Source organism: Caulobacter sp. DWR1-3-2b1, assembly GCF_049895765.1.
GTDB lineage: Bacteria > Pseudomonadota > Alphaproteobacteria > Caulobacterales > Caulobacteraceae > Caulobacter.
On sequence record NZ_JAFCSZ010000010.1, the window covers coordinates 119,267 to 145,940 of the forward strand.

25 protein-coding genes are annotated in these 26,674 nt (G+C 65.6%); 14 read left to right on the forward strand and 11 right to left on the reverse strand.

Annotation, left to right across the window (positions count from 1 at the left end; translation table 11 throughout):
- Positions 1–88 precede the first annotated feature (88 nt).
- Positions 89–1,570 (reverse strand): leucyl aminopeptidase, encoded by a 1,482-nt coding sequence (locus ACP69S_RS11650; protein WP_425997349.1) that lies wholly within the window; start codon positions 1,568–1,570, stop codon positions 89–91.
- 243 nt (positions 1,571–1,813) lie between these two features.
- On the opposite strand from ACP69S_RS11650, the gene lptF reads away from it, so the two are divergent.
- The 6 genes from lptF (at position 1,814) to rsmA (ending at position 9,733) form a co-directional block, all read left to right on the forward strand.
- Positions 1,814–2,956, forward strand: a complete 1,143-nt coding sequence (gene lptF, locus ACP69S_RS11655; protein WP_425997351.1) for an LPS export ABC transporter permease LptF — start codon at positions 1,814–1,816, stop codon at positions 2,954–2,956.
- Positions 2,953–4,059 (forward strand): LPS export ABC transporter permease LptG, encoded by a 1,107-nt coding sequence (lptG, locus tag ACP69S_RS11660; protein WP_425997352.1) that lies wholly within the window; start codon positions 2,953–2,955, stop codon positions 4,057–4,059. Before lptF ends, lptG begins: the two co-directional genes overlap by 4 nt.
- A 22-nt stretch (positions 4,060–4,081) precedes the next feature.
- A complete protein-coding gene (locus ACP69S_RS11665; RefSeq protein ID WP_425997354.1) occupies positions 4,082–6,436 on the forward strand; it encodes an LPS-assembly protein LptD in 2,355 nt (784 codons plus the stop codon).
- An 80-nt stretch (positions 6,437–6,516) separates the two neighbouring features.
- The gene (locus tag ACP69S_RS11670) at positions 6,517–7,869 is read left to right on the forward strand and encodes a peptidylprolyl isomerase (protein ID WP_425997356.1); all 1,353 of its coding nucleotides are present in this window, start codon (positions 6,517–6,519) and stop codon (positions 7,867–7,869) included.
- A complete protein-coding gene (pdxA, locus tag ACP69S_RS11675) occupies positions 7,866–8,867 on the forward strand; it encodes a 4-hydroxythreonine-4-phosphate dehydrogenase PdxA (RefSeq protein WP_425997358.1) in 1,002 nt (333 codons plus the stop codon). Before ACP69S_RS11670 ends, pdxA begins: the two co-directional genes overlap by 4 nt.
- Positions 8,868–8,908: 41 nt before the next feature.
- Positions 8,909–9,733: a 16S rRNA (adenine(1518)-N(6)/adenine(1519)-N(6))-dimethyltransferase RsmA gene (rsmA, locus tag ACP69S_RS11680; RefSeq protein ID WP_425997360.1), complete on the forward strand. Its 825-nt coding sequence runs from the start codon at positions 8,909–8,911 to the stop codon at positions 9,731–9,733.
- Here rsmA and ACP69S_RS11685 read toward each other — a convergent pair.
- The 9 genes from ACP69S_RS11685 to fabD form a co-directional block, all read right to left on the reverse strand.
- Positions 9,730–10,302, reverse strand: a complete 573-nt coding sequence (locus ACP69S_RS11685) for a DUF6886 family protein (protein WP_425997362.1) — start codon at positions 10,300–10,302, stop codon at positions 9,730–9,732. The genes rsmA and ACP69S_RS11685 overlap by 4 nt on opposite strands.
- A 13-nt stretch (positions 10,303–10,315) precedes the next feature.
- Positions 10,316–10,477 (reverse strand): hypothetical protein, encoded by a 162-nt coding sequence (locus ACP69S_RS11690; protein ID WP_425997364.1) that lies wholly within the window; start codon positions 10,475–10,477, stop codon positions 10,316–10,318.
- 87 nt (positions 10,478–10,564) lie between these two features.
- Complete coding sequence (gmk, locus tag ACP69S_RS11695; RefSeq protein ID WP_425997365.1) at positions 10,565–11,206, reverse strand: guanylate kinase; 642 nt, start codon at positions 11,204–11,206, stop codon at positions 10,565–10,567.
- Positions 11,199–12,080: a YicC/YloC family endoribonuclease gene (locus tag ACP69S_RS11700; RefSeq protein WP_425997367.1), complete on the reverse strand. Its 882-nt coding sequence runs from the start codon at positions 12,078–12,080 to the stop codon at positions 11,199–11,201. The genes gmk and ACP69S_RS11700 overlap by 8 nt, the downstream gene beginning before the upstream one ends.
- Position 12,081: 1 nt before the next feature.
- A complete protein-coding gene (mltG, locus tag ACP69S_RS11705) occupies positions 12,082–13,158 on the reverse strand; it encodes an endolytic transglycosylase MltG (protein WP_425997369.1) in 1,077 nt (358 codons plus the stop codon).
- Positions 13,155–14,435 carry a beta-ketoacyl-ACP synthase II gene (gene fabF / locus ACP69S_RS11710; RefSeq protein WP_425997371.1) on the reverse strand — a complete coding sequence of 427 codons (1,281 nt, stop codon included), beginning with the start codon at positions 14,433–14,435 and terminating at the stop codon, positions 13,155–13,157. Before fabF ends, mltG begins: the two co-directional genes overlap by 4 nt.
- A 171-nt stretch (positions 14,436–14,606) precedes the next feature.
- Positions 14,607–14,846 carry an acyl carrier protein gene (locus ACP69S_RS11715; protein ID WP_007672577.1) on the reverse strand — a complete coding sequence of 80 codons (240 nt, stop codon included), beginning with the start codon at positions 14,844–14,846 and terminating at the stop codon, positions 14,607–14,609.
- Positions 14,847–15,076: 230 nt separating this feature from the next.
- On the reverse strand, positions 15,077–15,817 hold the full coding sequence (fabG, locus tag ACP69S_RS11720; protein ID WP_425997374.1) for a 3-oxoacyl-[acyl-carrier-protein] reductase: 741 nt from the start codon (positions 15,815–15,817) through the stop codon (positions 15,077–15,079).
- A 118-nt stretch (positions 15,818–15,935) separates the two neighbouring features.
- Positions 15,936–16,880 (reverse strand): ACP S-malonyltransferase, encoded by a 945-nt coding sequence (gene fabD, locus ACP69S_RS11725; protein ID WP_425997376.1) that lies wholly within the window; start codon positions 16,878–16,880, stop codon positions 15,936–15,938.
- 168 nt (positions 16,881–17,048) lie between these two features.
- Between fabD and ACP69S_RS11730 the strand changes: the two genes are divergently transcribed.
- From ACP69S_RS11730 to ACP69S_RS11740, 3 genes are all read left to right on the forward strand, one after another.
- Positions 17,049–17,591 (forward strand): peroxiredoxin, encoded by a 543-nt coding sequence (locus tag ACP69S_RS11730; RefSeq protein WP_425997378.1) that lies wholly within the window; start codon positions 17,049–17,051, stop codon positions 17,589–17,591.
- Positions 17,592–17,658: 67 nt separating this feature from the next.
- The gene (locus ACP69S_RS11735; RefSeq protein ID WP_425997380.1) at positions 17,659–18,774 is read left to right on the forward strand and encodes a helix-turn-helix domain-containing protein; all 1,116 of its coding nucleotides are present in this window, start codon (positions 17,659–17,661) and stop codon (positions 18,772–18,774) included.
- Positions 18,775–18,843: 69 nt separating this feature from the next.
- Positions 18,844–19,647 (forward strand): sterol desaturase family protein, encoded by an 804-nt coding sequence (locus ACP69S_RS11740; protein WP_425997382.1) that lies wholly within the window; start codon positions 18,844–18,846, stop codon positions 19,645–19,647.
- Here the strand turns inward: ACP69S_RS11740 and ACP69S_RS11745 are convergent.
- Positions 19,622–20,293: a hypothetical protein gene (locus ACP69S_RS11745; RefSeq protein ID WP_425997384.1), complete on the reverse strand. Its 672-nt coding sequence runs from the start codon at positions 20,291–20,293 to the stop codon at positions 19,622–19,624. The two genes, ACP69S_RS11740 and ACP69S_RS11745, sit on opposite strands and share 26 nt — an antisense overlap.
- 278 nt (positions 20,294–20,571) lie before the next feature.
- On the opposite strand from ACP69S_RS11745, the gene rpsF reads away from it, so the two are divergent.
- The 5 genes from rpsF to ACP69S_RS11770 all read left to right on the forward strand — a co-directional run bounded on the left by rpsF (position 20,572) and on the right by ACP69S_RS11770 (position 26,160).
- Positions 20,572–20,967, forward strand: coding sequence for a 30S ribosomal protein S6 (gene rpsF, locus ACP69S_RS11750; protein WP_425997386.1), 396 nt, complete (start codon positions 20,572–20,574; stop codon positions 20,965–20,967).
- 15 nt (positions 20,968–20,982) lie between these two features.
- Entirely contained in the window at positions 20,983–21,261 is a 279-nt protein-coding gene (rpsR, locus tag ACP69S_RS11755; RefSeq protein ID WP_425997388.1) for a 30S ribosomal protein S18, read from the forward strand.
- 13 nt (positions 21,262–21,274) lie between these two features.
- Positions 21,275–21,859 (forward strand): 50S ribosomal protein L9, encoded by a 585-nt coding sequence (rplI, locus tag ACP69S_RS11760; RefSeq protein ID WP_425997390.1) that lies wholly within the window; start codon positions 21,275–21,277, stop codon positions 21,857–21,859.
- Positions 21,860–22,059: 200 nt separating this feature from the next.
- Complete coding sequence (locus tag ACP69S_RS11765; RefSeq protein ID WP_425997392.1) at positions 22,060–24,486, forward strand: TonB-dependent receptor plug domain-containing protein; 2,427 nt, start codon at positions 22,060–22,062, stop codon at positions 24,484–24,486.
- A 153-nt stretch (positions 24,487–24,639) separates the two neighbouring features.
- Positions 24,640–26,160 carry a replicative DNA helicase gene (locus ACP69S_RS11770; RefSeq protein ID WP_425997394.1) on the forward strand — a complete coding sequence of 507 codons (1,521 nt, stop codon included), beginning with the start codon at positions 24,640–24,642 and terminating at the stop codon, positions 26,158–26,160.
- The last annotated feature ends 514 nt before the right edge of the window (positions 26,161–26,674 follow it).

A 26,674-nucleotide genomic window follows, 5' to 3' on the forward strand; every position in this document is an offset into this window, starting at 1 on the left:
CGTAGCGAAGACCCAGGACCGCCGGAAGCACCGGCGTTCGCGGCGGTCCCGGCTCGGCGCGCCACGCGCTTGGCCGGGATGACAGTCACTAGGATTCGTAGGCGTCGGCGACCAGACGGTTGAGCAGGCGCACGCCAAAGCCCACCGCGCCGTCCGGCACGGTCGGGTCGGTCGATGGCTTGCGCCATGCCACAGCGGCGATGTCCAGGTGAGCCCACGGCACACCGTTGACGAACTTCTGCAGGAACAGGCCGGCTGTGATCGAACCGGCGGGGCGACCGCCGATATTCTTCATGTCAGCGATGGGGCTGTCGATCATCTTCTCGTAGGCCACCGGTAGCGGGAGACGCCACAGGTTCTCGCGTTCAGCCTTGCCCGCCGCAAGAAGCTTCTCGGACAAACCATCGTTATTGCTGAACAAACCCGCATAGTCATGACCAAGAGAGATAATGATCGCGCCGGTCAGGGTGGCCAGGTCGATCATGAACTGCGGCTTGAAGCGTTCCTGCGTGTACCAGAGGGCGTCAGCCAGCACGAGGCGGCCCTCGGCGTCGGTGTTGATGACCTCAATGGTCTGGCCCGACATCGAGGTGACCACGTCGCCAGGACGCTGGGCGTTGCCGTCGGGCATGTTCTCGACCAGGCCCAGAACGCCGATGGCGTTGACCCTGGCCTTGCGCCCGGCCAGGGCGTGCATGAGGCCGGTCACGGCCGCCGCGCCGCCCATGTCCCACTTCATGTCTTCCATGCCGTCAGCCGGCTTGATGCTGATACCGCCGGTGTCGAAGGTGACGCCCTTGCCGACGAAGGCGATGGGTTGGGCGGTTTTATCGGCCGCGCCGTTCCAGCGCATGATCACCAGCTGGCTCTCGCGAACGCTGCCCTGGCCCACGCCCAGCAGGCTGCCCATGCCCAACTCGGCCATCTGGGCCTCGCCGAGAATCTCGACCTCCAGGCCCAGGCTCTCCAGGCTCTTGGCGCGCGCGGCGAATTCTTCCGGGTGCAGGATATTGGCGGGCTCGGAGACCAGATCGCGGCTGAACAATATGCCCTCGGCCAGGGCATCGAGGCTCTCGTACACCTTGGCGGCCTTGACCGGATCGGCGGCGGCGACCTTCACGACCGTGACCGAAGGCTTCTTCTCGGCCTTCTCGGTCGTGCGGTACTTGTCGAAACGATAGGCGGCCAGCTTGACGCCGAAGGCGGCGCGGGCGGCGGTCTCGGCGTCGGCGCCCAGCTTCAGGACCAGTTCAGTGACGCCCGACGCCTTCACCGCGTGGAAGGCATGGGCGGCGGCGGCTTCGACAGCCTCGGGCTCGACCGCGCCGACGCCATCGACGCCGACCAGCACGACCCGCGCGGCTTCCAGGCCATGCGGCGCCACCAGATCGAGGATCTGGCCCTTGGCGCCCGTGAACCGCCCGCCGGCGATGGCGCGGGCCAGGGCGCCGCCGGTGGCCTCGTCGATCACCCGGGCTTCGGGCGAAAGGGCTGCGGCCTCGTAGGCCAGGACCGCCACGGCGGCCGTGGCGCCGGCATGAAGATCGGCGGGGACGAACTCGATACGCATCGCACGCTCCTAAATTGGCTTGGCGCCTTAACGTCCCGAATCGCATGCGACTCGGGACGCGGCCCTTCGACCGACCGCCTCGCCTTGATCAGGCGGCATAGTCCAACCCTCGTCGAGAGAAAAGGCTTCCGGCGTCGCACCCGGCGCGGTCTTCGGTTGTGCGGTGGCGAAGCGCCCGTGTAGAACAGCCCTCTTCCCCGGGGTTCGCCGTTTTCGAATCCGCTCGCCCGAACCCCCTTTTTAATGCGCCTGATCGAACGCTATCTCTTCCGCCAATTGCTGGGTCCGACGCTCTTTGCGGCGGCGGCCCTGGCGGCGCTTGCGCTCCTGGCCCGTAGCCTGTCGGAGTTCGATATCCTGGTGACCCAGCGCCAGAGCGCGTTGGTTTTTCTCAAGATTATCATGCTGGCCCTGCCCCAGCTGCTCAACATCGTCCTGCCCATCGCCCTGTTCGTGGCCGCCCTGGTGGCCCTCAACCGGCTGCATACCGAGCAGGAGATCGTGGTCTGTTTCTCGGGCGGCATGAGTCGCTGGCGGGTAATCTCGCCGGCCATGCGACTGGCGGTGTTCGCGGCCCTGTTCTCGCTGTTTCTGGGACTATGGGTGCAACCTTGGGCCGCCCGTCAAATTCGCGAGACCGCCTTCGCGGTGAAGACGGACGTGGCCTCCACCCTGGTCCAGCCCGGACAGTTCACCGAGCCGGGACCCGGCCTGACTGTCTACGCCCAGTCGATCGATCAGGATAACCTGATCCACAACCTGTTCATCCACCAGGAACGGCCGGACGGCGGCGCCTCGACCTATTCGTCGCGTCAGGCCGTAATCGCCACCCGCAACGGCGCGCCCGTGCTGATCATGCTCAAGGGCTCTAACCAGCAATTTTCGACCTCGGGCGTCCTGCAATACACCTCGTTCGAGGAATATACATTCGACCTGTCGTCGCTATTCCAGAGCGACGAGCTGCTGCACTACAAGATCGCCGACCGCTATCTGCACGAGCTGTTCTACCCCGACATGACCCAGGAATGGGAGCAGAAGAACCGCGTCGGCCTCATTGCCGAGGCCCATTCGCGCTTCGCCAGCCCCCTCTACAACATCGCCCTGATGGCCATGGCCCTGGCGGCCGTGATCGGCGGACAGTTCAGCCGCATGGGCTATGGCAAGCGCATCGCCGCCGTCGGCGCCGCCGCCGCCGTGGTCCGCATTGTCGGCTTCGGCGTCCAGGCGGCGTGCGAGGACAACGCCTGGCTCAACATCTTGCAGTACGCGGTGCCCCTGGCCGCCCTTTGGTGGGGCATGGCCCAGATTTTCCGCCAGAAGGTGTCACGCCACGTCGCCATCAGTCGCCGCAAGGCCGCCTACGCCGTCCACGCAGGTGCGGCATGAGCTTTGGCGTCGGCATGGTCGAACGCTACGTCCTGAAGCAGACGATGGCCTCGCTGGGCGCGGCTCTGGCCGTGCTCGGCTCGATGGTGATGCTGATCGCCTTTGTCGACATCGCCCGCAATGTCGGCACCCGCGCCGATGTCGACTTCTTCCAGCTGCTGTACCTGACCATCCTGCAGGCGCCAGCCACCATACTGGTGCTGACGCCTTTCATCTTCCTGTTTGGCACCCTGGGCGCCTTCGTCGGCCTGAACCGGCGCAGCGAGCTGATCGCCATGCGCGCGGCCGGCGTCTCTGCCTGGAGGTTCATCCTGCCGGCGGCCGTCGCGGCTTTCGTGATCGGGGGCCTGACCATCACCCTGCTCAATCCGCTGAGCACGGCCATGACGGCGCAGTACGAGACCTCGCGCGACGCGATGATGGAGAACTATCTGAAGGCCGCGCCCAAAGGCACATGGCTGCGCCAGGGCGACGACAAGACTCAGATCGTCATCCGAGCCCGGGCTCGCGACCAGATCGACGGCTCAGTGCGCCTGCGGGGTGTGTCGCTGTTCGTCTACACGCTCAACAACAAGGGCGTGATGGACTTCTCGCGCCGGATCGAGGCGAATGAGGCCCGGCTCGAGCCCGGCTTCTGGCGCCTGCTCGGCGTGCGCGAAGCCACCCCCGGCGCCGGAGCGATTCGCTCCGAGAGCCTGTCGATCCCGTCAAATCTCGACGACCGCACCGCCTCGGAGCGTTTTAACTCGCCCCAGGCCGTGGCCTTGTGGCGCCTGCCGACCACGATCAAGCGAACCGAGGACGCCGGCTTCTCGGCCACGCCGTTCCGCCTTCGCTATCACCAGATCCTGGCCACCCCGCTGCTATTTGCCGCCATGTCGGTGCTGGCGGCGGCGTTTTCTCTGCGCCTGATGCGCCTGGGGGGGCTTGCCGCCCTCGCCGGATCGGGCGTCGCATTGGGTTTCGGATTTTTCTTCTTCAACGAGCTATGCAGCGCGCTCGCGAAAGCCGACGTTCTGCACCCGGCGGTCGCCGCCTGGACTCCCCCGCTCGTCGCGCTTTTGGCGGGCTTCACTCTGCTTTGCTATACCGAGGATGGTTGAGTCCGTGTTTCCGAGGTCGTTCATGAAGGATCAGCGTCAAGGCGCGTCGTCCCTGCCGGGTCGTTTGCGTCTGCTCGCCGGTGTCGCCTCGCTGGTGCTGGCCGCCACGACAGCGCACGCTCAGCAGCCGCTGGCCAGCGTCCCGTCCGTGCCAGTGGTCAAGGCCCCGCCGTCCGACGGTCTTGGGGAAGAAGGCTATTATCTCGAATCAGACCTGCTGATCCGCGACGACAAGAGCGAGATCCTGACCGCGCGCGGCGACGTGGAGGCCCGCTATCAGGGCCGTACCCTGCGCGCCGACGAAGTCGTCTATGACACCAAGGCTGGCGTCATCAACGCCAAGGGCCACGTCCAGCTGATCAACGGCGACGGCACGGCCCAGTTCGCCGACGAGATGACCCTCGACAAGGACCTGAAGGCCGGCTTCGCCCTGGGCTTCTCGGCCCGCATGGACAAGAACGTCAAGATCGCCGCGGTCTCGGCCATCCGACGCAACGACAACATCCAGGAGCTCAATCAGGCGATCTATACGCCGTGCGAGATCTGCGCCGAAAAGCCGACCCCGACCTGGTCCGTCGCCGCCGACAAGGTGGTTCAGGATAAGGACCGTCAGCTCGTCTACTACAAGAACGCGGTCATTCGCCTGTGGGGCGCGCCGCTGATGTATCTGCCGGTGTTCTGGCACCCGGACCCGCAGGCGACCCGTAGCTCCGGCTTCCTGACGCCCAAGCTGGGCGCGTCCAAGCGGCGCGGGATGTCTTATCAGCAGCCTTATCTGTACGTGATCTCGCCATCTCAGGATATCGTCCTAAGTCCCCAGATTAACTCAAGTGTTAACCCGTTTCTGAACGTCCACTGGCGCAAGCGCTTCTATTCCGGCAGCGCTGAGGTACGGGCGGGATTTACCTACGAAAAGGACATCGACGACCGCGGCGAGCGCTTCGGCGAGTCCACCCCGCGCAGCTACATCCTGGCCAGGGGCCTGTTCGACATCAACGACAAGTGGAAGTGGGGCTTCAGCGCTGAGCGAACCTCCGACAAGCTGTTGTTCGACAACTACACGATCAACGATGTCTACCAGCAGCGAGGCCTGTTCACGAGCGAGGACCGCCGTCTCAGCTCGCAGATCTACACCACCCGCCAGGACAAGCTGTCCTACCTGTCGCTTTCGGCCGTATCCGTCCAGGGCCTGCGGGTTTCGGGCATTGATGCGGTCACGGGCCTGGCCAGCTTCGAAAATAGCGACGTCTTCCCGCTGATCGGTCCGCTCGTGGAAGGCCGCTGGCAACCGGAAGCGCCGGTGCTGGGCGGACGCCTGCGCCTGCAGGGCTCCGGCGTCGTCCTGACCCGCGCCGAGTCGCCTTATGGGGCGACCCTGGACGGAGTGGACAGCCAGCGCGGCAGCCTGAACGCCGACTGGCGCTCGACCCTGACCCTGAAGTCGGGCGTGCGGGTCTCGCCCTTCGTCCAGGCGCGCGGCGACGCCTATCGCGTCTCCGACCTGCCTGGGACCGACGACAGCCAGACCTATTCGCGCGCCTTGGGCGTGACGGGCGTCGATTTCAGCTACCCCTTTTTCAAGGCGCTCAAGGGCGGCACGGTCGTGCTGGAGCCCCTGGCCCAGGTTGCCGCCGGCTCTGAAAGCCGGCGCGTGCCTATCGTGGTCGGAACCAGCGGGGCGACGACCTATCTTTATAACGAGGACAGCACCTCGTTCGAGTTCGACGAGACCAACCTCTTCCGCGCCAACAAGTCGCCTGGTTTCGACCTCTACGAGGGCGGCCAGCGATTGAATGTCGGCGCGCGCGCCACCGTCAAATACAATGACACCCGGGGCGCCAGCATCCTGGTTGGCCGCAGCTTCCGCTCCGAATTCGATCCCCTGCTGCCCGCCCGTTCCGGCCTTCAGAAGAAGTCGTCGGACTGGATCGTGGCGGCGACGGTCACGCCGGTGCGCGGCGTCAACGCCTTCGTCCGCACGCGTTACGCGCCGGATCTGGCCAGCAACAAGTTCCGCCGCATCGAGGCGGGCCTCGACGCCTTCCACAAGGTCGCCAATGGCTCGGTTCGCTATATCAAGGACCAGCAGGACGCTGGCGGCTTCCCGCTGGAAACCTTCGAAATGCGGGGCCAGTTGAACCTGACCAAGAAGTGGGGCGTCACAGCCTATGGCCAGCAGGATCTGGTGGCCGGCGTCTGGCGCCGTCGCGATCTGGGCGTGGTCTATGCCGATGACTGCATCCGCATCGACGTTATTTACCAGAACGAAGACCGTTTCAGCCAAGCCTCAACTGGCGGCCTAAAGCTGCAGGCCGACGAGTCTATCGTGTTTCGCCTAACCCTCGCCACATTGGGCGATACAGGGTACAGCCAGTAAATTGATCCCGCGCCGCCACCGGTGCGCGTGATTTTCGCGCGCGTGATCGGCACGTCGCGCCTAAAGGAACGACCCTACCCATGCGGCCTGCGCGTAGCGTGAAGACCCTTGCCGCGGCTGGAGCCGCGTCCCTTATCGCCCTGGCCACGGCGAGCTTTGGCGCGTCCGCCTTCGCTCAAGACGCAGCGCCCGCCCAAGCCGCCCCGCCTCGTGTGCCGATGGCCCCGCGTGGCCTGTCGGAAAGCGTCGCGGCGGTGGTCAATGACGACATCGTTTCCAGCTACGACCTGATGCAGCGCATGCGCCTGCTGATGGTCAGCTCCGGCGTGCAGCCGACCGAGGAAAACCTGCCCCAGCTGGAGCAGGAAGCCCTCCGTTCACTGATCGACGAGCACGTCCAGCTGCAGGAACTGCGCCGGGTCGAAAAAGCCCAGAAGATCACGATCATCTCGACCGACAAGGAAGTCGACGAGCAGATCGACGAGATCGCCAAGGGCAATAACGCCAACATGACTGGCGCCCAGCTGCTGGCCCAGCTGTCCGCGCAAGGCGTCGGCGCCGAGACCTTCCGCTCGCAAATCCGTATCGACAGCAGCTGGCAGAACTGGATCAGCGGTCGCTATGGCTCGCGCCTGCGGGTCGGCGAAGACCAGATCAAGGCCTTCCAGCGCCGCGCGGCCGAATCGGCCAGCAAGCCGCAGTATCAGGTCAGCGAAGTGTTCATCGACGCCACCCGCGTCGGCGGCATGGAAACGGCCGTCAGTGGCGCGACCCAGCTAGTCGCCCAGATGCAACAAGGCGCGCCCTTCCCGGCGGTCGCCCGTCAGTTCTCGTCGGCGGCCACGGCGGCCAATGGCGGCGACGCCGGCTGGATCGGCCCGGGCGAAATGCCGCCCGAGGTCGACGCGGCGCTCGAAGAGCTGCGCCCCGGCCAGCTATCGCGTCCGATCCCGGTTCGCGACGGCGTCTATATCATCTACCTGCGCGAGAAGCGCTCGGGCGCCAAGACGGCCCTGGTCGACCTCAAGCAGGTGGCCTATCCGCTGGCCGCCGACGCGACGGCCCAGCAGATCCAGGCCGCCAACAGCGCCCTGCTGGCGCTGAAGCCGCAAATCACCAGTTGCTCGACCCTGGAAGCCGCCGCCGGCAAGGTAGACGGGCTGGTCGCGGGCGACCTCGGCGAGGCCGAGATCACCGACCTGGCGCCGGCCTTCCAGGCCGCCGCCACGGCCCTGGATATCGGCCAGGTTTCGGATCCGATCCGCACCGAAGCCGGCCTTCACTTGATCGCCGTCTGCGGCAAGCGTCAGTCGGGCGGCGGCGCGCCGTCGCACGACCAGATCGAGAACCGCTTGCGCGGTCAGCAACTGGCCCTGATCTCTAAGCGCTACCTGCGCGACCTCCGCAACTCGGCGACCATAGAAACCCGTTGAAGACAAAGCCCCTGGCCCTGAGCGCCGGCGATCCCGCCGGCGTTGGGGCCGAGATCATCGCCAAGGCCTGGGCGGCGCTCCGATGGGAGGGGCCGCCCTTCATGGTCGTGGGCGATGCGCGGTTGCTGGCCTCGGCGGGCTCGGGCGTCAAGGTCAAGACCGTCACCGGTCCGGTCGAGGCCCTCGACGTCTTCCCCACCGCTCTCCCCGTGCTCGATCTTCCGCTGCTGAGCCCCGTCGTCTCGGGCCAGCCTTCCAGCGCCCACGCCGCCCAGATCGTCCGATGCATCGAGACCGGCGCCGGCCTGGCGCTATCGGGCGCAGTATCGGGCCTCGTCACGGCGCCCATCGCCAAGGCGCCGCTCTACGACGCCGGCTTCACCTTTCCGGGCCATACCGAATTCCTGGCCGAACTGACCGCCGGAGCGCCTCAAGAGGGCGTTCGCGGCCCGGTGATGATGCTGACGGCCGGCGGCCTGCGCGCCACCCTGGTGACGATCCACAAGGCCCTGAGCGACGTGTCGGCCGCCCTGTCGGTCGAGGCCATCGTCACGGCCGGAATGGTGACCAACCAGGCCCTGAAGCGCGACTTTGGCGTCGCCCGGCCTCGCCTGGCGCTGGCCGCCCTCAACCCCCACGCGGGCGAAAGCGGGGCGCTAGGTCGAGAAGAGATCGAGATCATTGAACCAGCCGCCCGAGTGCTGCGCGATCTGGGCGTCGATGTTCTGGGGCCATCGCCCGCCGACACCCTGTTCCATGTCGAGGCCCGCGCCCGCTACGACGCGGTGCTGTGCATGTATCACGACCAGGCCTTGATTCCGGTCAAGATGCTCGACTTCTGGGGTGGGGTGAACGTCACCCTGGGCCTTCCCATCGTCCGCACCTCTCCCGACCACGGCACCGGCTTCGACATCGCTGGACGGGGCCTTGCCCGAGCCGATAGCTTGATCGCCGCCATCAAGCTGGCGGCACAGATCGCCGCCCGCCGCGCGGCCTAAATCTTTAGTCTAAAGAACCGCCCCTTTCGAGACCGACGACCATGAGCCTGGCCGACATGCCGCCGCTGCGCGACGCCCTGGAGCGTCACGACCTTCTGGCCCGCAAGAGCTTTGGTCAGCACTTCCTGCTGGACCTCAACATCACCCGCAAGATCGCGCGGCTGGCCGGCATAGGACCCGAAGACGTGGTGGTCGAGGTCGGTCCCGGCCCCGGCGGCCTGACCCGCGCCCTGCTGGAGACCGGCGCCCGCGTCGTGGCCATCGAGATGGACACCCGGTTCATGCCGATCCTGGCCGAGCTTTCCGAAGCCGCTGAGCAGCGGCTGGAGGTCGTGCAGGGCGATGCGCTGAAGGTCGATGCATCAAAGGCTGTCGGCGGCGTCCCGGCTCACATAGTGGCCAACCTGCCCTACAATGTCGGCACCCAGTTACTGATCAACTGGCTGACCGGCCCGTTTCTGCCCGTCTCGATGACCCTGATGTTTCAGAAAGAGGTCGCCGAGCGCATCGCCGCCCGGGTCAATGACGACGCCTATGGCCGCCTGGCGGTGATCTCCCAGACGGTCTGCGAGGCCAAGGTCATCATGGACCTGCCGGCCCGCGCCTTCACACCGCCGCCCAAGGTCAATTCGGCCGTGATCCGCCTGATCCCCCGCGCCGTCATCCCGCCGGCCAACGAACTGGCCGCCCTTGAGCGCGTGACGGCGGCCGCCTTCGGCCAACGCCGCAAGATGTTGCGGTCCAGCCTCAAGGCGCTGGGCGGCGGAACGCTTTGCGAGAAGGCGGGGATCAGCCCCGACATCCGCGCCGAAAACGTGCCGATCGAGGGGTTCTTGGCGCTGGCGCGGGCGACGCTGACCGGTTAGGCGCCGCCGGCGGGCACCGAGTGCGGCCAGCCCGGTTCTCCCCAGCCCACGGCGTTCCGAAGCCGGACGCCGCTAGCGTGAAGGGTCGAGTTCCAAATCGGCCTCAGGCTCGTCAGCCTCTCCAAAGGACGAAGTTCGACGTCGTGCTCGGCAAGCTGCGCCGGAAGATTAGCCAATGCCTCGACGCCAGATGGCCGGACAGCACTTCTGGAAGCCCACATTCCAATCTCGCGAGTATCCTCAAAGCCATCTGGCGGCATGGCATAGCGGTGGATCACCGCCCTTTTAAGGCGATCCATCCAACTACTCTCCACATAGGCTACGGCCTGCGCACAGGTCTCGCCCATCCAAGTCAGACGGTCCTCCTCGGTTGTCTCCGGCGTCGGCCAGACGACTATGCGAGGGCACTCTCGCGGAAAGAGGTAGAGAATGCGATGGGGCTGATCGATCGCCCAGACGAGCGGACCGTTTAACCAATCCTGGCCAACAGGCCGATCCACGGCGACGCGCACCGGGCGCGGTTCGAAGAGCCCGATATTCGGATCATCGCTGAAGTGAGCAAGTTGCACTGCGCGGCCAAACCTATACGCGGCCTTCGACGTTTCCTTGCCGTCGCGCTTCGGCGAGAAGATCGCTCATCGAGTGAGTTCCCGCTTCACCGGCCAAGGCTGCATCGACCAGCCGTTGCATGGCGCTGATCTTCTCCAACCGCTCCTGCGGGAGCGGGACATTGATCATCACCATCGAATTCTCTCCCGCCAGTCGCCTCACAGAGCGGCGCCGAGTATCAATCTTCAACCACGAACGCCGAAATCGCGAAGAACGCCTCGCCTAGATTTCTTCCGCCAGCAGATCCTGCACCAGTCCGCCGATCCACGGGTTGCGCACCCGCTTCTGGCGCTCGGCGTGGTAGATGTGGGCCAGGTCCGAATAGGCGCGGTCGAAGTCGTCATTGAGGATGACATAGTCGAACTGCTCCCAGGCGGCGACCTCGTCCTTGGCGCGGGCCAGGCGGCGGTGGATGACGTCTTCGCTGTCCTGGCTGCGGGCGTGCAGGCGCCGGCTCATCTCGGCCAGGGACGGCGGCAGGATATAGACCAGCACGCTGTCGGCGCCGGCCTGCCTGTGGACCTTCATCGCGCCCTGGAAGTCGATGTCGAACAGCACGCTCTCGCCGCGATCCAGCGCCTCCATGATCGGGGCGCGCGGACTGCCATAGTGATTGCCATAGACCTCGGCCCATTCGAGGAAGGCGTCTTCCCCGATCATGCCCTGGAACCTGGCGTGATCGACGAAGTGATAGTCGCGGCCGTCGTGCTCGCCCGGACGCGGCTCGCGCGTGGTGGCGCTGATCGACAGGTGCAGATCGCCGTGGTCGGCGACGAGGCGGCGGGTCAGCGAGGTCTTGCCGACGCCCGAGGGCGCGACGACCATCAGCAGCAAGCCTCGGGTCTTGTGGTTGGGCTTATTCAACGTTCTGAACCTGTTCGCGGAACTGCTCGATCGTGGCCTTCATCTCCAGGCCGATCGTGGTCAGGCTGCTGAGCGCCGATTTCGAGCAGAGGGTATTGGATTCGCGCATGAATTCCTGGGACAGGAAATCCAGACGACGGCCGGCGGCGGCTTCGCCGGTCAGCAAGGTGCGGGCGGCGGCGACGTGGCCGGCGAGCCGGTCGAGTTCCTCGCGGACATCGGCCTTCACGGCCATGGCGGCGGCTTCCTGAACGATGCGCTCGTCCGAGGCCGCCTCGCCCAGCAGTTCGGTCATGCGGCGCGCAAAACGGTCCTTCAGCACGGCTGGCTGACCGGCGGCCTCGACGCCCGCCTCGGTCGTCAGGCGCTCGATGGTATCGACCTGGCCGTTGAGCACCGGTGTCAGAGAAGTCCCCTCTTCCAACCGAGCAATCTTAAGGGCGTCGAGCGCCTGGCTGATCGAAACGGCCATGGCGGCCTCGACAGCGGCGCGGGTCTCGGCGTCATCATCTTCCTCGCGGACCTCGATGACGCCGCGAAGGGCCAGCAGGCCGTCGAGGGTGGGCTTGGCGACCATGCCGGTGGCGACATAGGCGCTGCCGGCCTTCAGATAGCGCTCCAGGGTCTCGACGCTGACCTGGGTCTGGCCCAGGGCCTCGGCGCGCTTGCCTTGGACGTTGAGCGTCAGCTGGCCGCGCTGGAAGCGGGTCTGGGCGCCGTCGCGGGCCACGCGGTCCAGGCTGTCGAAGCCTGGCGGGCCGCGAAAGCGGGTCTCCAGGTTGCGGCCATTGACACTGCGGGCCTCCACGGCCCAGGACCAGGCCCCGTGCGCGCCCTCGACGCGTGCGAAGCCCGTCATGCCCGACAACGCCACCTCAGCCCCCGCTCAGCGGAGCGGCGGCCGGCTTCTTGGCCGCGCGGCTACGCTCGACTTGCCGCCATTTGACGACATTGGCGTTGTGCTCTTCCAGGGTGCGGGCGAACACGTGGCCACCGGTGCCGTCGGCGACGAAATAGAGCTCGTCGGTCTTGGGCGGATCCAGAACGGCGGCGATAGCGGCGCGGCCTGGATTGGCGATGGGCGTCGGCGGCAGCCCGTCGATCAGATAGGTGTTGTAGGCCGTCTGGCGCTGCAGCTCCGACAGCAGGATGCCGCGGCCCAGCGGACGGCCCCGGGTCAGGCCGTAGATGATGGTCGGGTCGCTGCCCAGGCGCATGCCGGTGCGCAGGCGGTTGACGAACACGGCGGCGACGCGCGGACGTTCGGAGGCGATGCCCGTTTCCTTCTCGACGATGGAGGCCAGGGTCATGGCCTCGTTCCGGGTCGAGAACGGCAGGCCCTTCTGACGTTGCGGCCACAACTCGTCGAGCAACTGATCGCGATCGTCCATCATCCGCTGCAGGACGGCGGAACGGTCCTCGCCGCGTTCGACCTGATAGGTCTCGGGCAGGATTGCGCCCTCCGGCGGGGTCGGGGCCACGCCGGTCAGGATGGGCGAGCGCATGAGGATCTCGATGGCCATGTCCGAGGTGACGCCCTCGGGAACGGTCACGAAGTGGCGAACCACCTTGCCCTTGCGGATGGCGTCGAGCACCTCGGCCATTGAGGCTCGGTTCTTGAACTCGTATTCGCCGGCCTTCAGCGACCGCGCCGCGCCGGTGACTTGGGCCGCGGTCATGAAGATCGAGGACGAGCGGATCACGCCGCCGCTTTCAAGACTGGCGGCGATCTCGGGCACGCTGGCGCCCCGGCGCAGGACCACGGAGGTAATGTCGCCGCTCTTGGCCGCCGGACCTGGCCCTTGATAGAGCCAGATCGCGCCGAACACGAACACCATGCCAATGACGACCAGGGTGGCGCCGGCGGCGAAGATCATGGCGATCAACCGACGTCCGATGGACGCCAACTCGGGCTTGCGAGCCTTGCGCGGCGGGGCGGCTTTGCGGCTCACGAGATTTTACGGAATACGACGGAGGCGTTGGTGCCGCCGAAGCCAAAGCTGTTGGAGACGGCGACGTCGATCTTCATCGGCACGGCCTTGTGAGGCGCCAGGTTCATGGCGACGTCCACATTGGAATTGTCGAGATTGATGGTCGGCGGGGCGATCTGGTCGCGGATGGCCAGGATCGAGAAGATGCCCTCGATGGCGCCGGCGGCGCCCAGCAGATGTCCGGTCATCGACTTGGTCGAAGACATCACCACGTTCTTGGCGTGATCGCCCAGGAAGCGCTCGACGGCCTTGGCCTCAATGCCGTCGGCCATGGTCGAGGTGCCGTGGGCGTTGATGTAGTCGATGTCCGAGGGCTGCAGGCCAGCGTCCTTGACGGCCGCCGACAGGGCCCGGAAGCCGCCGTCACCGTCCTCGGAAGGCGCGGTGATGTGATAGGCGTCGCCCGACAGACCATAGCCTACGACCTCGGCATAGATCTTTGCGCCGCGCGCCTTGGCGTGCTCGTACTCTTCCAGAACCAGGGCGCCGGCGCCCTCTCCCATCACGAAGCCGTCGCGGTCCTGGTCATAGGGGCGCGAGGCCTTTTCAGGCGTGTCGTTGAAATCGGTCGAGACGGCGCGGCAGGCAATGAAGCCGGCGATACCGACCTTGCAGACGGCCGCTTCGGCGCCGCCGGCCACCATCACGTCGGCGTCGCCATACTTGATCAGGCGAGCGGCGTCGCCGATGGCGTGGGCGCCCGTGGCGCAGGCCGTAACCACCGAGTGGTTGGGTCCCTTGAAGCCATAGCGGATCGAGACCTGACCGGAGATCAGGTTGATCAGGGCCGAAGAGATGAAGAACGGGCTGACCTTGCGCGGGCCCTTGGCCTCAAGCTCCAGCGCGGTGTCGGCGATGGTCGACAGGCCGCCGATGCCCGAGCCCATGATCACGCCGGTGCGGTACTTGTCTTCCTCGGTTTCCGGAACCCAGCCCGAGTCCTTCACGGCCTCATCGGCGGCGGCGATGCCGTACAGAATGAAGTCGTCGACGCGCTTCTGGTCGCGCGGGCTCATGGTCAGGTCGGGGTTGAAGGCGCCTTCGACATCAGGGCCGCCGCCGCCACGTCCATCGACGCGCGGAACCTCGCAGGCCACCTTGCAGGCGTATTCGGTAGGATCGAAGGCCGAGATGCGGTTTGCGCCGGATTTGCCGGCGAGGATATTCTTCCAGGATATCTCGACGCCCTGACCCAGCGGGGTCAGCAGGCCAAGTCCGGTGACGACAACTCTACGCATGGATCACTCCCAACCTTCGTAGTCGCGGACATATGGGGATGAGCGGACAGATCCGACGCCTCCCCAGGCCGCGACTCTCGGCCACATACGAAAACCGCCGCGCGCACGAAGGCAAGAGCCCGTGCTGCGCGGCGGTGATAGCCTGTTCGCCTCGGAGGCGAACCTGACGCCTTAGGCGCCGGTCTTTTCCGTGATGAACTTCACGGCGTCGCCAACCGTCTGGATGTGTTCGGCGGCGTCGTCCGGAATTTCGATGTCGAACTCTTCTTCGAACGCCATCACCAGCTCGACATTGTCGAGGCTGTCGGCGCCCAGGTCATCGATGAAGCTGGCCTTCTCGGTGACCTTCTCGGGATCGGCATCCAGGTGCTCGATGACGATCTTACGCACGCGCTCGAGAATGTCGGACATTCTGTTAGTCCCTCAGTTTTGAATCTGTTGTCCGCCAACGGTTTGGCCGAGGCCTCGCCATTCACGGGAATTGTCGGGCCACCGCCTATCACGTTCTTTTTCGGGTGACCAGCGGGTCGCCCTTGAAGAAACGCGAGGCCCCCGAGCCTTTCCGAATGGAAAGGCTCAAGACTTATATGATGGCGCGCCTCCTTGTCGCCAAACCGGTTTCCACTTTGGCGGGAGGCGCGCTAGATCATGGCCATGCCGCCGTTCACGTGCAAGGTCTGGCCAGTCACATAGGCGCCCTCGTCGCTGGCCAGGTAAACACATGCAGCGGCGATATCGCTACCTTCGCCGAGACGGCCGGCCGGAATATTGGCCAGGATGCCGGCCTTCTGGGACTCGTTCAGGGCGTCGGTCATCGGGCTGGCGATGAAGCCGGGCGCAACGCAGTTGACCGTGACGTTGCGGCTGGCCAGTTCCTGGGCCAAGGCCTTGGAAAACCCGATCATTCCGGCCTTTGAGGCCGCATAATTGGTCTGGCCGGGGTTGCCGGTCACACCGACCACCGAGGTGATGCCGATGATCCGACCCGAGCGGCGCTTCATCATGCCCTTGGCGGCGGCGCGCGACAGGCGGAAATAGCCCTCCAGGTTCACCTTGATGACGGTGTCCCAGTCCTCGTCCTTCATCCGCACGATCAGGCCGTCGCGAGTGATGCCGGCATTGGCGATCACGATGTCCAACGGCGCGCCGGCTGCCTCCTCGGCCTTGGCGACCAGTCCGTCGACGGCTGCGGCGTCTGAAAGATTGGCCGCCACGGTCGAGACGCGCTCGCCGAACTGGGCCTTCAGCTCGGCCAGGGCCGATTCGCGGGTGCCGGAGAGCACGACATGAGCGCCTCGCGCATGCAGGGCCTTGGCGATGGCGCCGCCGATGCCGCCCGTAGCGCCGGTGACGAGAGCAGTCTTGCCGGTGAGATCGAACATGGTTGGGTCTCCCAATCCAGATTTGTCATCCCGGCCGGAGAGCCGGGACCGCCGGACATGCCGGCGCTTGTTGTGGTCCCGGGTCGGCGCCCTGCGCGCTTGCCCGGGATGACAGCCTTTAAAGAGACTTGGCGAAGGCTTCGAGGTCAGCCGGGCTGTTCAGCGGCGTCGCCTCGGCGTCGGGCGCGATACGCTTGGCCATGCCCGACAGAACCTTGCCGGCCCCGGCCTCGGCGAAGCGGGTGACACCGCCCTCGCCGGCCAGCCAGATCATGCTTTCGCGCCAACGGACTCGGCCGGTGACTTGCTCCACCAGCAGGCCGCGAATGATGTCGGGATCGTGGACCGGACCGGCGGTGATATTGGCCACCAGCGGCGCGCGCGGCGAGACGATTGTGGTGCGGGCCAGGGCCTCGGCCATCTCGTCAGCTGCCGGCCGCATCAGCGGGCAATGGAACGGCGCCGAAACGTTCAGCGGAATGGCGCGCGCGCCCAGTTCCTTGGCCTTCTCGATGGCCTTGTCGACGGCGGCCTTGTCGCCCGAGATCACCACATTGCCGTTGTTGTTGTCGTTAGCCACGACGCAGACGCCGACTTCCGAGCCGGCGGCGGCGGCGGCTTCGGCAAGCGCCAGGTCGGTCTTGGGGCCGATCAGCGACGCCATCGCGCCCTCGCCCACCGGCACGGCCCGCTGCATGGCCTGGCCGCGCAGCTTCAGCAGGCGCGCGGTGTCGGCCAGGGTGATCGAGCCGGCCGCGGCCAAGGCCGAATATTCGCCCAGCGAATGGCCGGCGACGAAGGCGGCGCGGTCGATGCCGATTCCGAATTCCTTTTCCAGCACGCGGGCAACCGCCAAGCTGACGGCCATCAGGGCCGGCTGGGCGTTTTCGGTGAGGGTGAGGTCGCTTTCGGGACCTTCCTTCATCAAGGCGAAAAGCTTCTGGCCCAAGGCGTCGTCGACCTCCTGGAAGACCTCGCGGGCGGCGGCGAAGGCCTGCGCGAGATCGGCGCCCATGCCGACCGACTGGCTGCCCTGTCCGGGGAAAATGAAGGCGATGCTCATTGGAAGCTCGCTCCGTGCTAGAGATTCAATGCCGTACTTGGGGCCGGAGCGTTAGGGGAAAGCCCCCTGACGGGCAAGAGCGACAGCGCTTTGCTTGCATTCCCGCAGAGTGCGTCCAAATTGCAGACCAACCCGTAGCTCGGGCGACGAAAACCGATGGAGTCTTTCATGAATCGCCTGACCGCCGGCCTCGCGGCTATCGCCGTACTCGCCGCCTCGCCCGCCTTTGCCGCGCTTAAGCCGGGCGCCAAGGCCCCAGACTTCACCGCCCCCGCCGCCCTGGCCGGCAAGGACTTCAGCTTCACCCTGTCAAAGGCGCTGAAGAAGGGTCCCGTGGTGCTCTACTTTTTCCCGGCCGCCTACACCGCCGGCTGCACAGCCGAGGCTCACGAGTTCGCCGAAGCGACCCCGGACTTTGAAAAGCTGGGCGCGACCGTGATCGGCGTGACGGCCGGCAATGTCGACAAGATCAAGGCCTTCTCCAAGGAGCACTGCCGCGACAAGTTCGCCGTGGCCGCTGCGCCGGACGGTCTGGTCAAGACCTATGATGTCGCCCTGCCCATGCCCGGCGGCTGGTCCAACCGCACATCCTATGTGATCGCCCCCAACGGCAAGATCCTGATGGCCTATACCGATGGCAACTTCGCCGGCCATGTCACCAAGACCATGGACGCCGTGAAGGCCTACAAGGCCTACAAGGCCAAGAAGTAGCGAGACCTTTACGGTTTCGGCCAGCCTCGCGGCTTGAGGGTTGCGAGGCTGGCGAGGATTATCGGCCATGACCGATCCATCGCAACTCGAGGCCGTCGTCCGGGGCGTCGCCATCGGCGGCTTCGCGGCGGCGGGCCTGGCTCTCGCGGCCACGCCGCGCCCCACCCCGACCCGCTGGCTGGGCGCGATCTTTTTCATCTGCGCCATCGCCCATGTCGTCACGGGCTGGCGGCCTGAACTGCAGAGGTTTGATCCGGTCTGGGCGGCCTCGGTCGTGGGAACGGGTCTTTTCTGGATGTTCGCCCTCGACTTGCTGGAAGACGCTCCACATCCCCCGGCCTGGCGACTGATCGCGCCGGTCGGCGCGTTTCTGTTTTGGCTGGCAGCCCAGGTCGCGCCGAAGGCGTGGTGCCCGCCGATCTGGTCCGTCTACATCTTTCTCCAGATCCTGCTGGTCGGACATCTGCTGGTGGTGGCCTGGCGCGGCTGGCGCGGCGACCTGGTGGCCCAGCGACGGCGCCTGCGACCGCTGCTTGCCGCCTCGGCCGGCGGCTATGTGCTGGTGGTCGCGGCCAAGGACATGGGCTGGCTGCCCTTTCTGCCAACCGGGACGATGGGCGTCGTCCAAGCCGGCGCCTTGGCGATCCTGGCTCTCGGCACGACTCTGGCGCTGCTGCGCGCTGAACCACAGCTTGTCGAGGCCCAGGCTGACACCTCCGCCGCGACCGCGTCGGCGCCACCGTCGATGGATCTCGGCCCCGCCGATCGTTTGGTTCTTGTGCGCCTCGAGCGAGCCATGACCGAGAACGAGGTCTGGCGCGGTGAGGACCTGTCGATTGGCGCCCTCGCCGCCCTGGTCGGCGCGCCCGAGCATCGTCTGCGCAAGCTGATCAACGGCGTGCTGAGCCATCGCAACTTCGCCGACTACGTCAATAGCCACCGTATCGCCGCGGCCAAGGTCGCGCTGGCCGACCCCGAACAGGCCCTGAAGTCGGTATCCGCCATCGCCTTCGATCTCGGCTTCGCCTCCCTGGGTCCGTTCAACCGCGCCTTCCGGGCCGAGACCGACTCGACCCCGACCGCCTGGCGCCAGCGGGCCTGCGCCGCCGCCCCCTCGAACAGCCCTCGCCTCCGGCTGGTCGAAACCGGTGATACGCTGCCGAATTCGAACAAGTCGGCCTGAATTCCAGTTTCGGCGCGACCACGCTGTGGCTACAGGCTCTCCTGCCCCCGTCAAAACGAGGAGCACCCCATGGACCTTCAGATCATCCAACCCTTCCTGGACAGCTGGTTGCAGGCCACCCGGGTCGATGTCGCTCGCTACGTGACCTTCGCCGTCGGCGTATGGTTCACCCTGTGGGTGCTGCTGGCCGCCCCCCTCGCCAGCCGCAAGATCCGCGGCGAGCGGCCTCCCGCCCGCCAACTTCTGATGGAATTCGCCTGCTCGATCCGTTCCATCATGATCTTCTCGACCGTGGGCCTTCTGACCTTCAGCCTGTTTCGCGCCGGTTTGATGCCAGGCCCCTACATCGCGCGAGAACTTGGGCCTGTCTGGTTCTGGAGCAGCCTTGTCCTGATGATCATCGGCCACGACGCCTGGTTCTACTGGACCCATCGCCTGATCCATGACCGCCGACTGTTCCGAGCCTTTCACCGGCGGCACCACCGGTCGCACAACCCGTCGCCCTTTACAGCCTACAGCTTCGATCTGGGCGAGGCCGCGATCAACGCCCTGTTCGTGCCGTTGTGGATGATGATCGTCCCGACCCAGTGGCCGGTGGCGGGCCTGTTCATGCTGCACCAGATCGTCCGCAATACTCTTGGCCACAGCGGCTACGAGCTGTTCCCCGCTCGCAAGGACGGCCGGCCGCTGCTGCCTTGGCTGACGACCGTAACCCACCACGACCTGCACCACGCCCAGGCGGGCTATAATTACGGGCTCTATTTCACCTGGTGGGATCGCCTGATGGGCACCGAGCACCCGGATTATCTGGCGAAGTTCGCTGCCGTGACGGCTCGCAAGCAGAGGGCTACCAGCTCGCCTTCACCAGCTTGACCATGACGCGACTATCTTGGACGCGCCAGTCTTCGCCGCCATTGGTCGCGGCGGCGCGCAGGCTGACAGTGAACTCGGCGGGGATGTCGAAAGGGCGCGTGAAGCTGACATCGACACCCTCGTCGCCCATCGAGCCGCCGCCCAAGGCGATGGAACCGACCGGCTTGCCGTCCAGCGTCAGGGCCGAGCGCAGATTGGCTCGCGCCACCGGGATCTGGCCCGGAATGGCGATGGCGCGGCTTGCGTCCATATCCATCGAGACGCTGACATAGTTGGCGCGCGGCAGCAGACCGAAACCGAACGCCCTGGACAGCGACGAGCGCAACCTGGCCTCACGATCGTTCCACGATGCGCCCAGAGCCATGGATCGCTTGCCGAAGCGCTCGGCGTCCGGCTTGCGGATCAGGTTGAAATCAAGATCGTAGGTGGGGTTCTCAAGCGAACCCGCCACCTTGGCGGTCAGCCTGGCGGCCTCGGTATCGGTCGAGACGTCGAGTGGTAGGGTCGCCGAATAACCGGTGAAATGGCCGTCATTGGCCGAAACCGACAGGTCCGGCTTCTGAATGGCCTGGGCCGCGCCTGAGCCGGCGAAGGTCACCGACAGCGCGAAGGCCCCAAGGGCGCTTATGACAGCGCTAGACTTCATGTAAGAGTTACCTAGCACGGCCTGCCGTTGCGGCAAGGCAAAGCTAGTCGCTTCGCGCGACGGTTTCCGCAGGCCCGCGCCGGCGCCGAAAAATGCGGCGCTGGCAAAGCATTCTTGCTTCTCAGGCCCTTCTCCTGTACTAGCGCGCGCTCTCACGGATGGCGGTCTTTGGCGCAGCCCCTCAGGGGTCGGGATTTCCCGGTCGCGCTCAGGATCCATCGGGGATGTCGGACTTCCGCCGACGTTCACGCCGCCCTCCAAGCCGGAAGAAGGAAAACATGGCGTTCTACGAACACGTGGTCATCGCGCGGCAGGATATCTCGCCGCAACAGGCCGAAGCTCTGAATGAGCAAATCAAAGCCCTGATCGAAGAAGGCGGCGGTCACATCGCCAAGATCGAATACTGGGGCCTGCGTAACCTCACCTACCGCATCAAGAAGAACCGCAAGGGCCACTATTCCCTGCTCGCCATCGACGCTCCGGCGCCGGCGATCAAGGAAGTCGAGCGCCAGCTGCTGATCAATGAAGACGTTCTGCGCTTCATGACGATCCGCGTTGAAGAGCTGGACCTGGAACTGTCGCCGGTTCTGGCCCGTCGCGACCGCGAACGTAGCGACCGTCCCGAGCGTTCGGACCGTCCTGATCGTCCCCGTGACGAATTCGCAGCCGCGTAAGGGAGAAGAGAGATCATGACCGATACCACTGCTCCCGAAGCCGCAGCCGGCGCGCCCGCCGCTGGCGGCGCCCGCCGCCCCTTCTTCCGTCGTCGCAAGGTTTGCCCGTTCTCCGGCGCCGGCGCTCCGAAGATCGACTACAAGGACGTCAAGCTCCTGCAACGCTACGTTTCCGAGCGCGGCAAGATCGTTCCGTCGCGCATCACCGCGGTGTCGGCCAAGAAGCAACGCGAACTGGCCAAGGCCATCAAGCGCGCCCGCTTCCTGGCTCTGCTCCCCTACGTCGTGAAGTAAGGGAGACACCACGATGAAAGTTATCCTGCTCGAACGCGTTGAAGGCACTGGCACCCTCGGCGACGAAGTCACCGTGAAGGACGGCTTCGCCCGTAACTTCCTGCTGCCGCGTCACAAGGCCCTGCGCGCCAACGCTGCCAACCGGAAGTCCTTCGAAGTTCAGCGTGCTGAAATCGAAGTGCGCAACGTGAAGAACCGCGAGACCGCCGGCGCTGTCGGCGAGACCCTCGACGGCACGCAATACGTGATGATCCGTCAGGCTGGCGAAAGCGGCCAGCTGTACGGTTCGGTCGCGGGTCGCGACGTCGCCGACGCTATCAAGGCCGAAGGCGGCAAGGTCGATCGCTCGATGATCGTCCTGGACAAGCCCATCAAGAACCTGGGCGTCCACGAAGTGAAGGTGAAGCTGCATGCTGAAGTGACCGTTACGGTCACCCTCAACATCGCGCGCAGCGCCGACGAAGCCGAGCGTCAAGCGCGCGGCGAAAACGTCATCGCCGCTCAATTCGAAGAAGACCGCGCGGCTGACGCCGAAGCGGCCTCGGACATGGCCGCCGGTGGCGCCGGTTCGTTCGAAGGCGATCACTACGAGTCCTGATCTCTTCGAGATCGGTGATTTATCGAGAAACGGCGCGGAGCAATCCGCGCCGTTTTTTTCTGCATTCCAGCCAAGAAATGTTCAACTTGTAGGCAGCCCAGAACGCGACCATGGTTCTCCCGAGGGGTGAAAAAACCTCCGCTTCCGGACCAAGCTGGCCTCGCGCCGGTCCCGGTAATCGTAACGAGGGGAACTACAGTATGACGCTTCGCACCGCGCTTTTCGCCGCCGTCTCGCTTGCCGCCATCGCGGGATCGGCCCAGGCCCAGACAGCTTCCGCCCCCGACGACACCGCCGTAGAACAGGTCGTCGTCACCGGCACACGCACCGCCGGCCGCACCCGGCTCGACACCATCGCGCCCGTCGATGTGATTACCAACCAGGCGCTCGCCCGCCAGGGCAGCGGCGCTGAACTGGCCCAGGCGCTGTCGAATCTGACGCCCGCCATCGACTTCCCGCGCCCCGCCATCACCGATGGCACCGACCACGTTCGTCCTGCCACCCTGCGCGGCCTCGCGCCCGACCAGACCCTGGTCTTGATCAATGGCATGCGCGGCCACGTCGGCGCGCTGGTCAACATCAACGGCTCGATCGGCCGCGGCTCGACCGCCTTCGACCTCAACTCCATCCCGACCGTCGCCGTCGACCGCGTCGAGGTCCTGCGCGACGGCGCCTCGGCCCAGTACGGCGCCGACGCCATCGCCGGCGTCATCAACCTGCGCCTTCGCGAAGCCCGCAGCGGCGGCGGGGCGACCATCAACTGGGGCAACTACGACACCAAGGTGAAGACTGCGCGCGGCACCCGCGACGCCAATGACGGCATGACCCTGTCGGTGTCAGGCTGGCAGGGCTTACCGCTGGGTCCGGAAGGCTTCCTGACGGTGTCGGCCGAATATGTGAACCGCCACCCGACCAACCGTTCGGACTATGTCAATCTCGCCTCCGCGCCCAACTATGGCCGCCCGATCGTCCTGGGACGCTACGGCGATCCCAAGCTGGAAAGCAAAGCGCTCTATCTGAACGCCGGCGTCCCGGTGAACGAGATCTGGTCGATATACGGCTATGGCGGCTATCAACACCGCGACACCGAAGCGGCCGCCACAGCGCGCACCTACAACAACCCCAACAACGTCATCGCGGTCTATCCTGGCGGCTTCCTGCCGATCATCGCCACCAAGATCGACGACTACAATCTGGCCGGCGGCATCAAGGGCGAGTTGGGCGGCTTCACCACCGACCTCGGCGTCACCTACGGCAAGAACTCGCTCGAATACACGATCAAGAACACGATCAACTCGACCTTCGGCGCCGCCTCGCCTCGCAACTTCAAGGCCGGCGGCCTCGACTACGACCAGTTCCTCGTCAACTTGAACGTGACCAAGGGCTATGACCTCGGTCTGGTTGAGCCCACGAACCTCGCTTTCGGGCTGGAATACCGCAAGGAGACCTTCCAGGTTCACCAGGGCGAGCCGGCCTCGTACACCAAGGGTCCGCTGCCCGGCGCGCCGTTGTCCCAGGGCTTTGGCGGCTTCCGTCCCAGCAACGAGGTCGATGTCGAGCGCAACAACGTCTCGGCCTATGTCGATCTCGAAGGCAAGCTGACCGAGCGCCTGTCGTTCGACGCCGCCGCCCGCTACGAGGACTATTCGGACTTCGGCTCGAAGGTCACCGGCAAGCTGGCGGCGCGTTTCGACATCGACGAGGCCCTGGCCATCCGCGGCGCGATCTCGAGCGGCGTGAAGTCGCCCGCCCTGCAGCAGCAATATTTCAGCTACACGGCGACCAATAACGTGGCGACGCCGACGGGCTCGATCCTGGTCGAGTCGGGCACCTTCACGGTCAACAGCCCGATCGCCATCGCCCTGGGCGCCAAGCCGCTCAAGCCCGAAAAGTCGATCAACTTCTCGGCTGGCATCGTTTTCCGAACGGGCGCCTTCGAACTGACCGCCGACGCCTATCGCATCGAGATCGAAGACCGCATCGTGCTGTCGGAGAACCTGCCCAACCCGTCGACCCCGGCGGCGACCGCGGCGGTGATCAACGCCCTGCTCGCGCCCTATGGCGTCAGCGCGGCGCGGTTCTTCCTCAACGGCGTCGAGACCACGACCATGGGGGTCGACATCGTCGGCCGCTATCGCCTCGATACCGAAGCGGCCGGTCGCTTCGACATGACCCTGGCGGCCAACTTCAATGGCACCGATGTGACCAAGACGCCCGGTTTGCCGAGCATCACCTCGGTCAGCCAGCCGCCGTTCCTGTTCGACCGCGGCAACGTCAAGACCTACGAGCAGGGCACGCCGGAACGGAAGTTCGTCTTCAACACTGACTGGAGCCTGGGCAATTTCGGCGCGACAGTGAAGGCGACCTATTACGACAGTGTTCTGGTGCCCAACAACAACCCGGCGCTGGACTATGAGACCGGCCATCGCACGGTGGTCGACGCGGAAGGACGCTACAAGCTTGGACCGGCGGGTCTGGCTCTGGGCGTCAACAACCTGTTCGACCAGTATCCGCGCGAGACGCCGGCCCTGATCAACTCGCCCAGCGGGTCGATCGGCTTCCCCAGCTACTCGCCGTTCGGCTTCAACGGTCGGTTTGTGTACGCCCGCGTCAGCTACAACTGGTAGGCTGGACCTACGTCACTTTCGGACGGCGCGGCGAGCGATCGCCGCGCCTTTTCCTTGCGCGGCGCCCGTCTCAGAACATACACAAAACATCCCCGTTCATCTTGAGCGCGCGCCCTCTCGACACGCGCGCAAGAAGGGCCCGCACGTTAACTAGTGACCATGTCTCTCGTCCCCGCCCTGGATCTGCGTCCGCCTCATTCGGACGTCGTCATCGCTGTCGCGCCGCACAATCTGGAAGCTGAGCAGGCGCTGCTCGGCGTGCTGCTCTATGATAACGCGGCTTATGAGCGGCTGACCGACGCCCTGAACGGCCGTCACTTCTACGAGCCCTTCCACCAGCGGCTGTTCCAGTCGATCGAGACCCATATCCGCAAGGGCCAGCTGGCCGAGCCGATCCTGCTGGCTGACGAGTTCAAGAAGGACCCGGCCTTCGACGAGCTGGGCGGCCTGCGCTATCTGGCCGACCTCGTGGACCGCGCCCCGCCGGCGGCCAATGTCGGCGACTACGCCCGCGCCGTCTTCGACCTGGCGCTGCGCCGGGACCTGATCCGCATCGGCGGCGAAATCTCGACCTCCGCTCACGGCGGCGGCGACGAAATCCGGCCCGCTCGCGACCAAATCGAGGCGGCCGAGCAGCAGCTCTACACCCTGGCCGAAAGCGGGACAGCGTCGTCTGGCTTCATCACCTTCGGAGACGCCCTGCGCGGCGCGGTCGAGATGACCGCCGAGGCCTATAGCCGTGACGGCGGCATGTCCGGCGTCGCCACCGACCTGACCGACCTCGACCAGAAGATCGGCGGCCTGCACCCCTCCGACCTGATCGTCCTGGCCGGCCGTCCGTCGATGGGCAAGACCGCGCTGGCGACCAACATCGCCTTCAATGTCGCCCGCAAATACGCCTACGAGATCCAGCCGGACGGCACGAAGAAGACCGTCCAAGGCGGCGTCGTGGCCTTCTATTCGCTGGAAATGAGCGCCGAGCAACTGGCCCTGCGGATGCTGGCCGACGCCTCGGGCGTCTCGGGCGACCGGCTCCGCAAGGGCGAGATCGACGCCTCCGAGTTTGGCCGGGTCCGCGACGCGGCCATGGATCTGCAGGAAGCGCCGCTCTATATCGACGCCACCGGTGGTATCTCCATCGCCAAGCTGACCGCCCGGGCCAGGCGCCTGAAGCGGCAGGTGGGCCTGGATCTCGTGGTCGTCGACTATCTGCAGCTGGTCACAGGGTCAGACCTCGGCTCCAACGCCAACCGCGTGCAGGAAGTCAGCCAGATCACCATGGGTCTCAAGACCCTGGCCAAGGAACTCGGCTGCCCGGTCATTGCTCTCTCGCAGCTGTCGCGTCAGGTCGAGCAGCGCGAGGACAAGCGCCCGCAGCTCTCCGACCTTCGTGAATCCGGCTCGATCGAGCAGGACGCCGACATGGTCTGGTTCGTCTATCGCGAGAGCTACTATGTCGGCCGCGCCGAGCCTCGCGAGGGCACGCCCGAGCACCTGACCTGGCAGGAAGACATGGACCGACTGCAAGGCCTGGCCGAAGTGATCATCGCCAAGCAGCGTCACGGTCCCATCGGCACCGTGCGTCTCTCGTTCAACAGCGACACCACCCGCTTCGGTAACCTGGCCCGCGACCACTATTTCGCCCAGGCGCGGAATATTCCGTCGGACGAATAGTCTCGTTAGAGTGTTGATATCGTTGGGGATTTCGAATTCTGCGTTAAGCGCTGTGCTACGCTACAGATCCGATGATTATCGATAGCTTTCGTCGGACTTTGACGCAAGTCTCTATGGTAAGAAATTCGCCCCGACTGTGTGCCAAGGGCCCAGCGGCTGCGCTGGATATCCGAAAACTTCCAAGCGCCGAAAGTCTGCTAAGCTGAGCTTTACTTAGCGGGCGCTGCAGATGAACGGATTGCGCGCCTTTTGGGATGCCGGGGCGGCGCGTTGGGTCTCCACGGCGTACAAAGTCACCTGCAGCCCGATCGGCGCGTCGACCCTCGAACATCGGCGCTTGCAGCACCGCAAAATCGCCGCCTAGATGTTTGGTCCCGGACTTTGATGGTGCACTGTTTTCCGATGGTTGGAAGGATGCGTTATGGGGCAGGTACACCACGGGAGCGCCACAACGACAGCGGCGGTCCGTCGAGCGATACAGCATAGTCAAGAGAGCCTGAGGGGCCTGGCGAAG

Coding starts and splice junctions, on each gene's coding strand:
- ACP69S_RS11670 (WP_425997356.1), top strand. CDS start 6,517: ATGCGGCCTGCGCGTAGCGTGAAGACCCTTGCCGCGGCTGGAGCCGCG.
- ACP69S_RS11765 (WP_425997392.1), top strand. CDS start 22,060: ATGACGCTTCGCACCGCGCTTTTCGCCGCCGTCTCGCTTGCCGCCATC.
- ACP69S_RS11735 (WP_425997380.1), top strand. CDS start 17,659: ATGACCGATCCATCGCAACTCGAGGCCGTCGTCCGGGGCGTCGCCATC.
- rpsF (WP_425997386.1), top strand. CDS start 20,572: ATGGCGTTCTACGAACACGTGGTCATCGCGCGGCAGGATATCTCGCCG.
- ACP69S_RS11745 (WP_425997384.1), bottom strand. CDS start 20,293: ATGAAGTCTAGCGCTGTCATAAGCGCCCTTGGGGCCTTCGCGCTGTCG.
- rpsR (WP_425997388.1), top strand. CDS start 20,983: ATGACCGATACCACTGCTCCCGAAGCCGCAGCCGGCGCGCCCGCCGCT.
- ACP69S_RS11730 (WP_425997378.1), top strand. CDS start 17,049: ATGAATCGCCTGACCGCCGGCCTCGCGGCTATCGCCGTACTCGCCGCC.
- fabG (WP_425997374.1), bottom strand. CDS start 15,817: ATGTTCGATCTCACCGGCAAGACTGCTCTCGTCACCGGCGCTACGGGC.
- ACP69S_RS11740 (WP_425997382.1), top strand. CDS start 18,844: ATGGACCTTCAGATCATCCAACCCTTCCTGGACAGCTGGTTGCAGGCC.
- ACP69S_RS11665 (WP_425997354.1), top strand. CDS start 4,082: ATGAAGGATCAGCGTCAAGGCGCGTCGTCCCTGCCGGGTCGTTTGCGT.
- fabD (WP_425997376.1), bottom strand. CDS start 16,880: ATGAGCATCGCCTTCATTTTCCCCGGACAGGGCAGCCAGTCGGTCGGC.
- ACP69S_RS11690 (WP_425997364.1), bottom strand. CDS start 10,477: ATGGTGATGATCAATGTCCCGCTCCCGCAGGAGCGGTTGGAGAAGATC.
- fabF (WP_425997371.1), bottom strand. CDS start 14,435: ATGCGTAGAGTTGTCGTCACCGGACTTGGCCTGCTGACCCCGCTGGGT.
- rsmA (WP_425997360.1), top strand. CDS start 8,909: ATGAGCCTGGCCGACATGCCGCCGCTGCGCGACGCCCTGGAGCGTCAC.
- lptG (WP_425997352.1), top strand. CDS start 2,953: ATGAGCTTTGGCGTCGGCATGGTCGAACGCTACGTCCTGAAGCAGACG.
- ACP69S_RS11715 (WP_007672577.1), bottom strand. CDS start 14,846: ATGTCCGACATTCTCGAGCGCGTGCGTAAGATCGTCATCGAGCACCTG.
- lptF (WP_425997351.1), top strand. CDS start 1,814: ATGCGCCTGATCGAACGCTATCTCTTCCGCCAATTGCTGGGTCCGACG.
- ACP69S_RS11650 (WP_425997349.1), bottom strand. CDS start 1,570: ATGCGTATCGAGTTCGTCCCCGCCGATCTTCATGCCGGCGCCACGGCC.
- rplI (WP_425997390.1), top strand. CDS start 21,275: ATGAAAGTTATCCTGCTCGAACGCGTTGAAGGCACTGGCACCCTCGGC.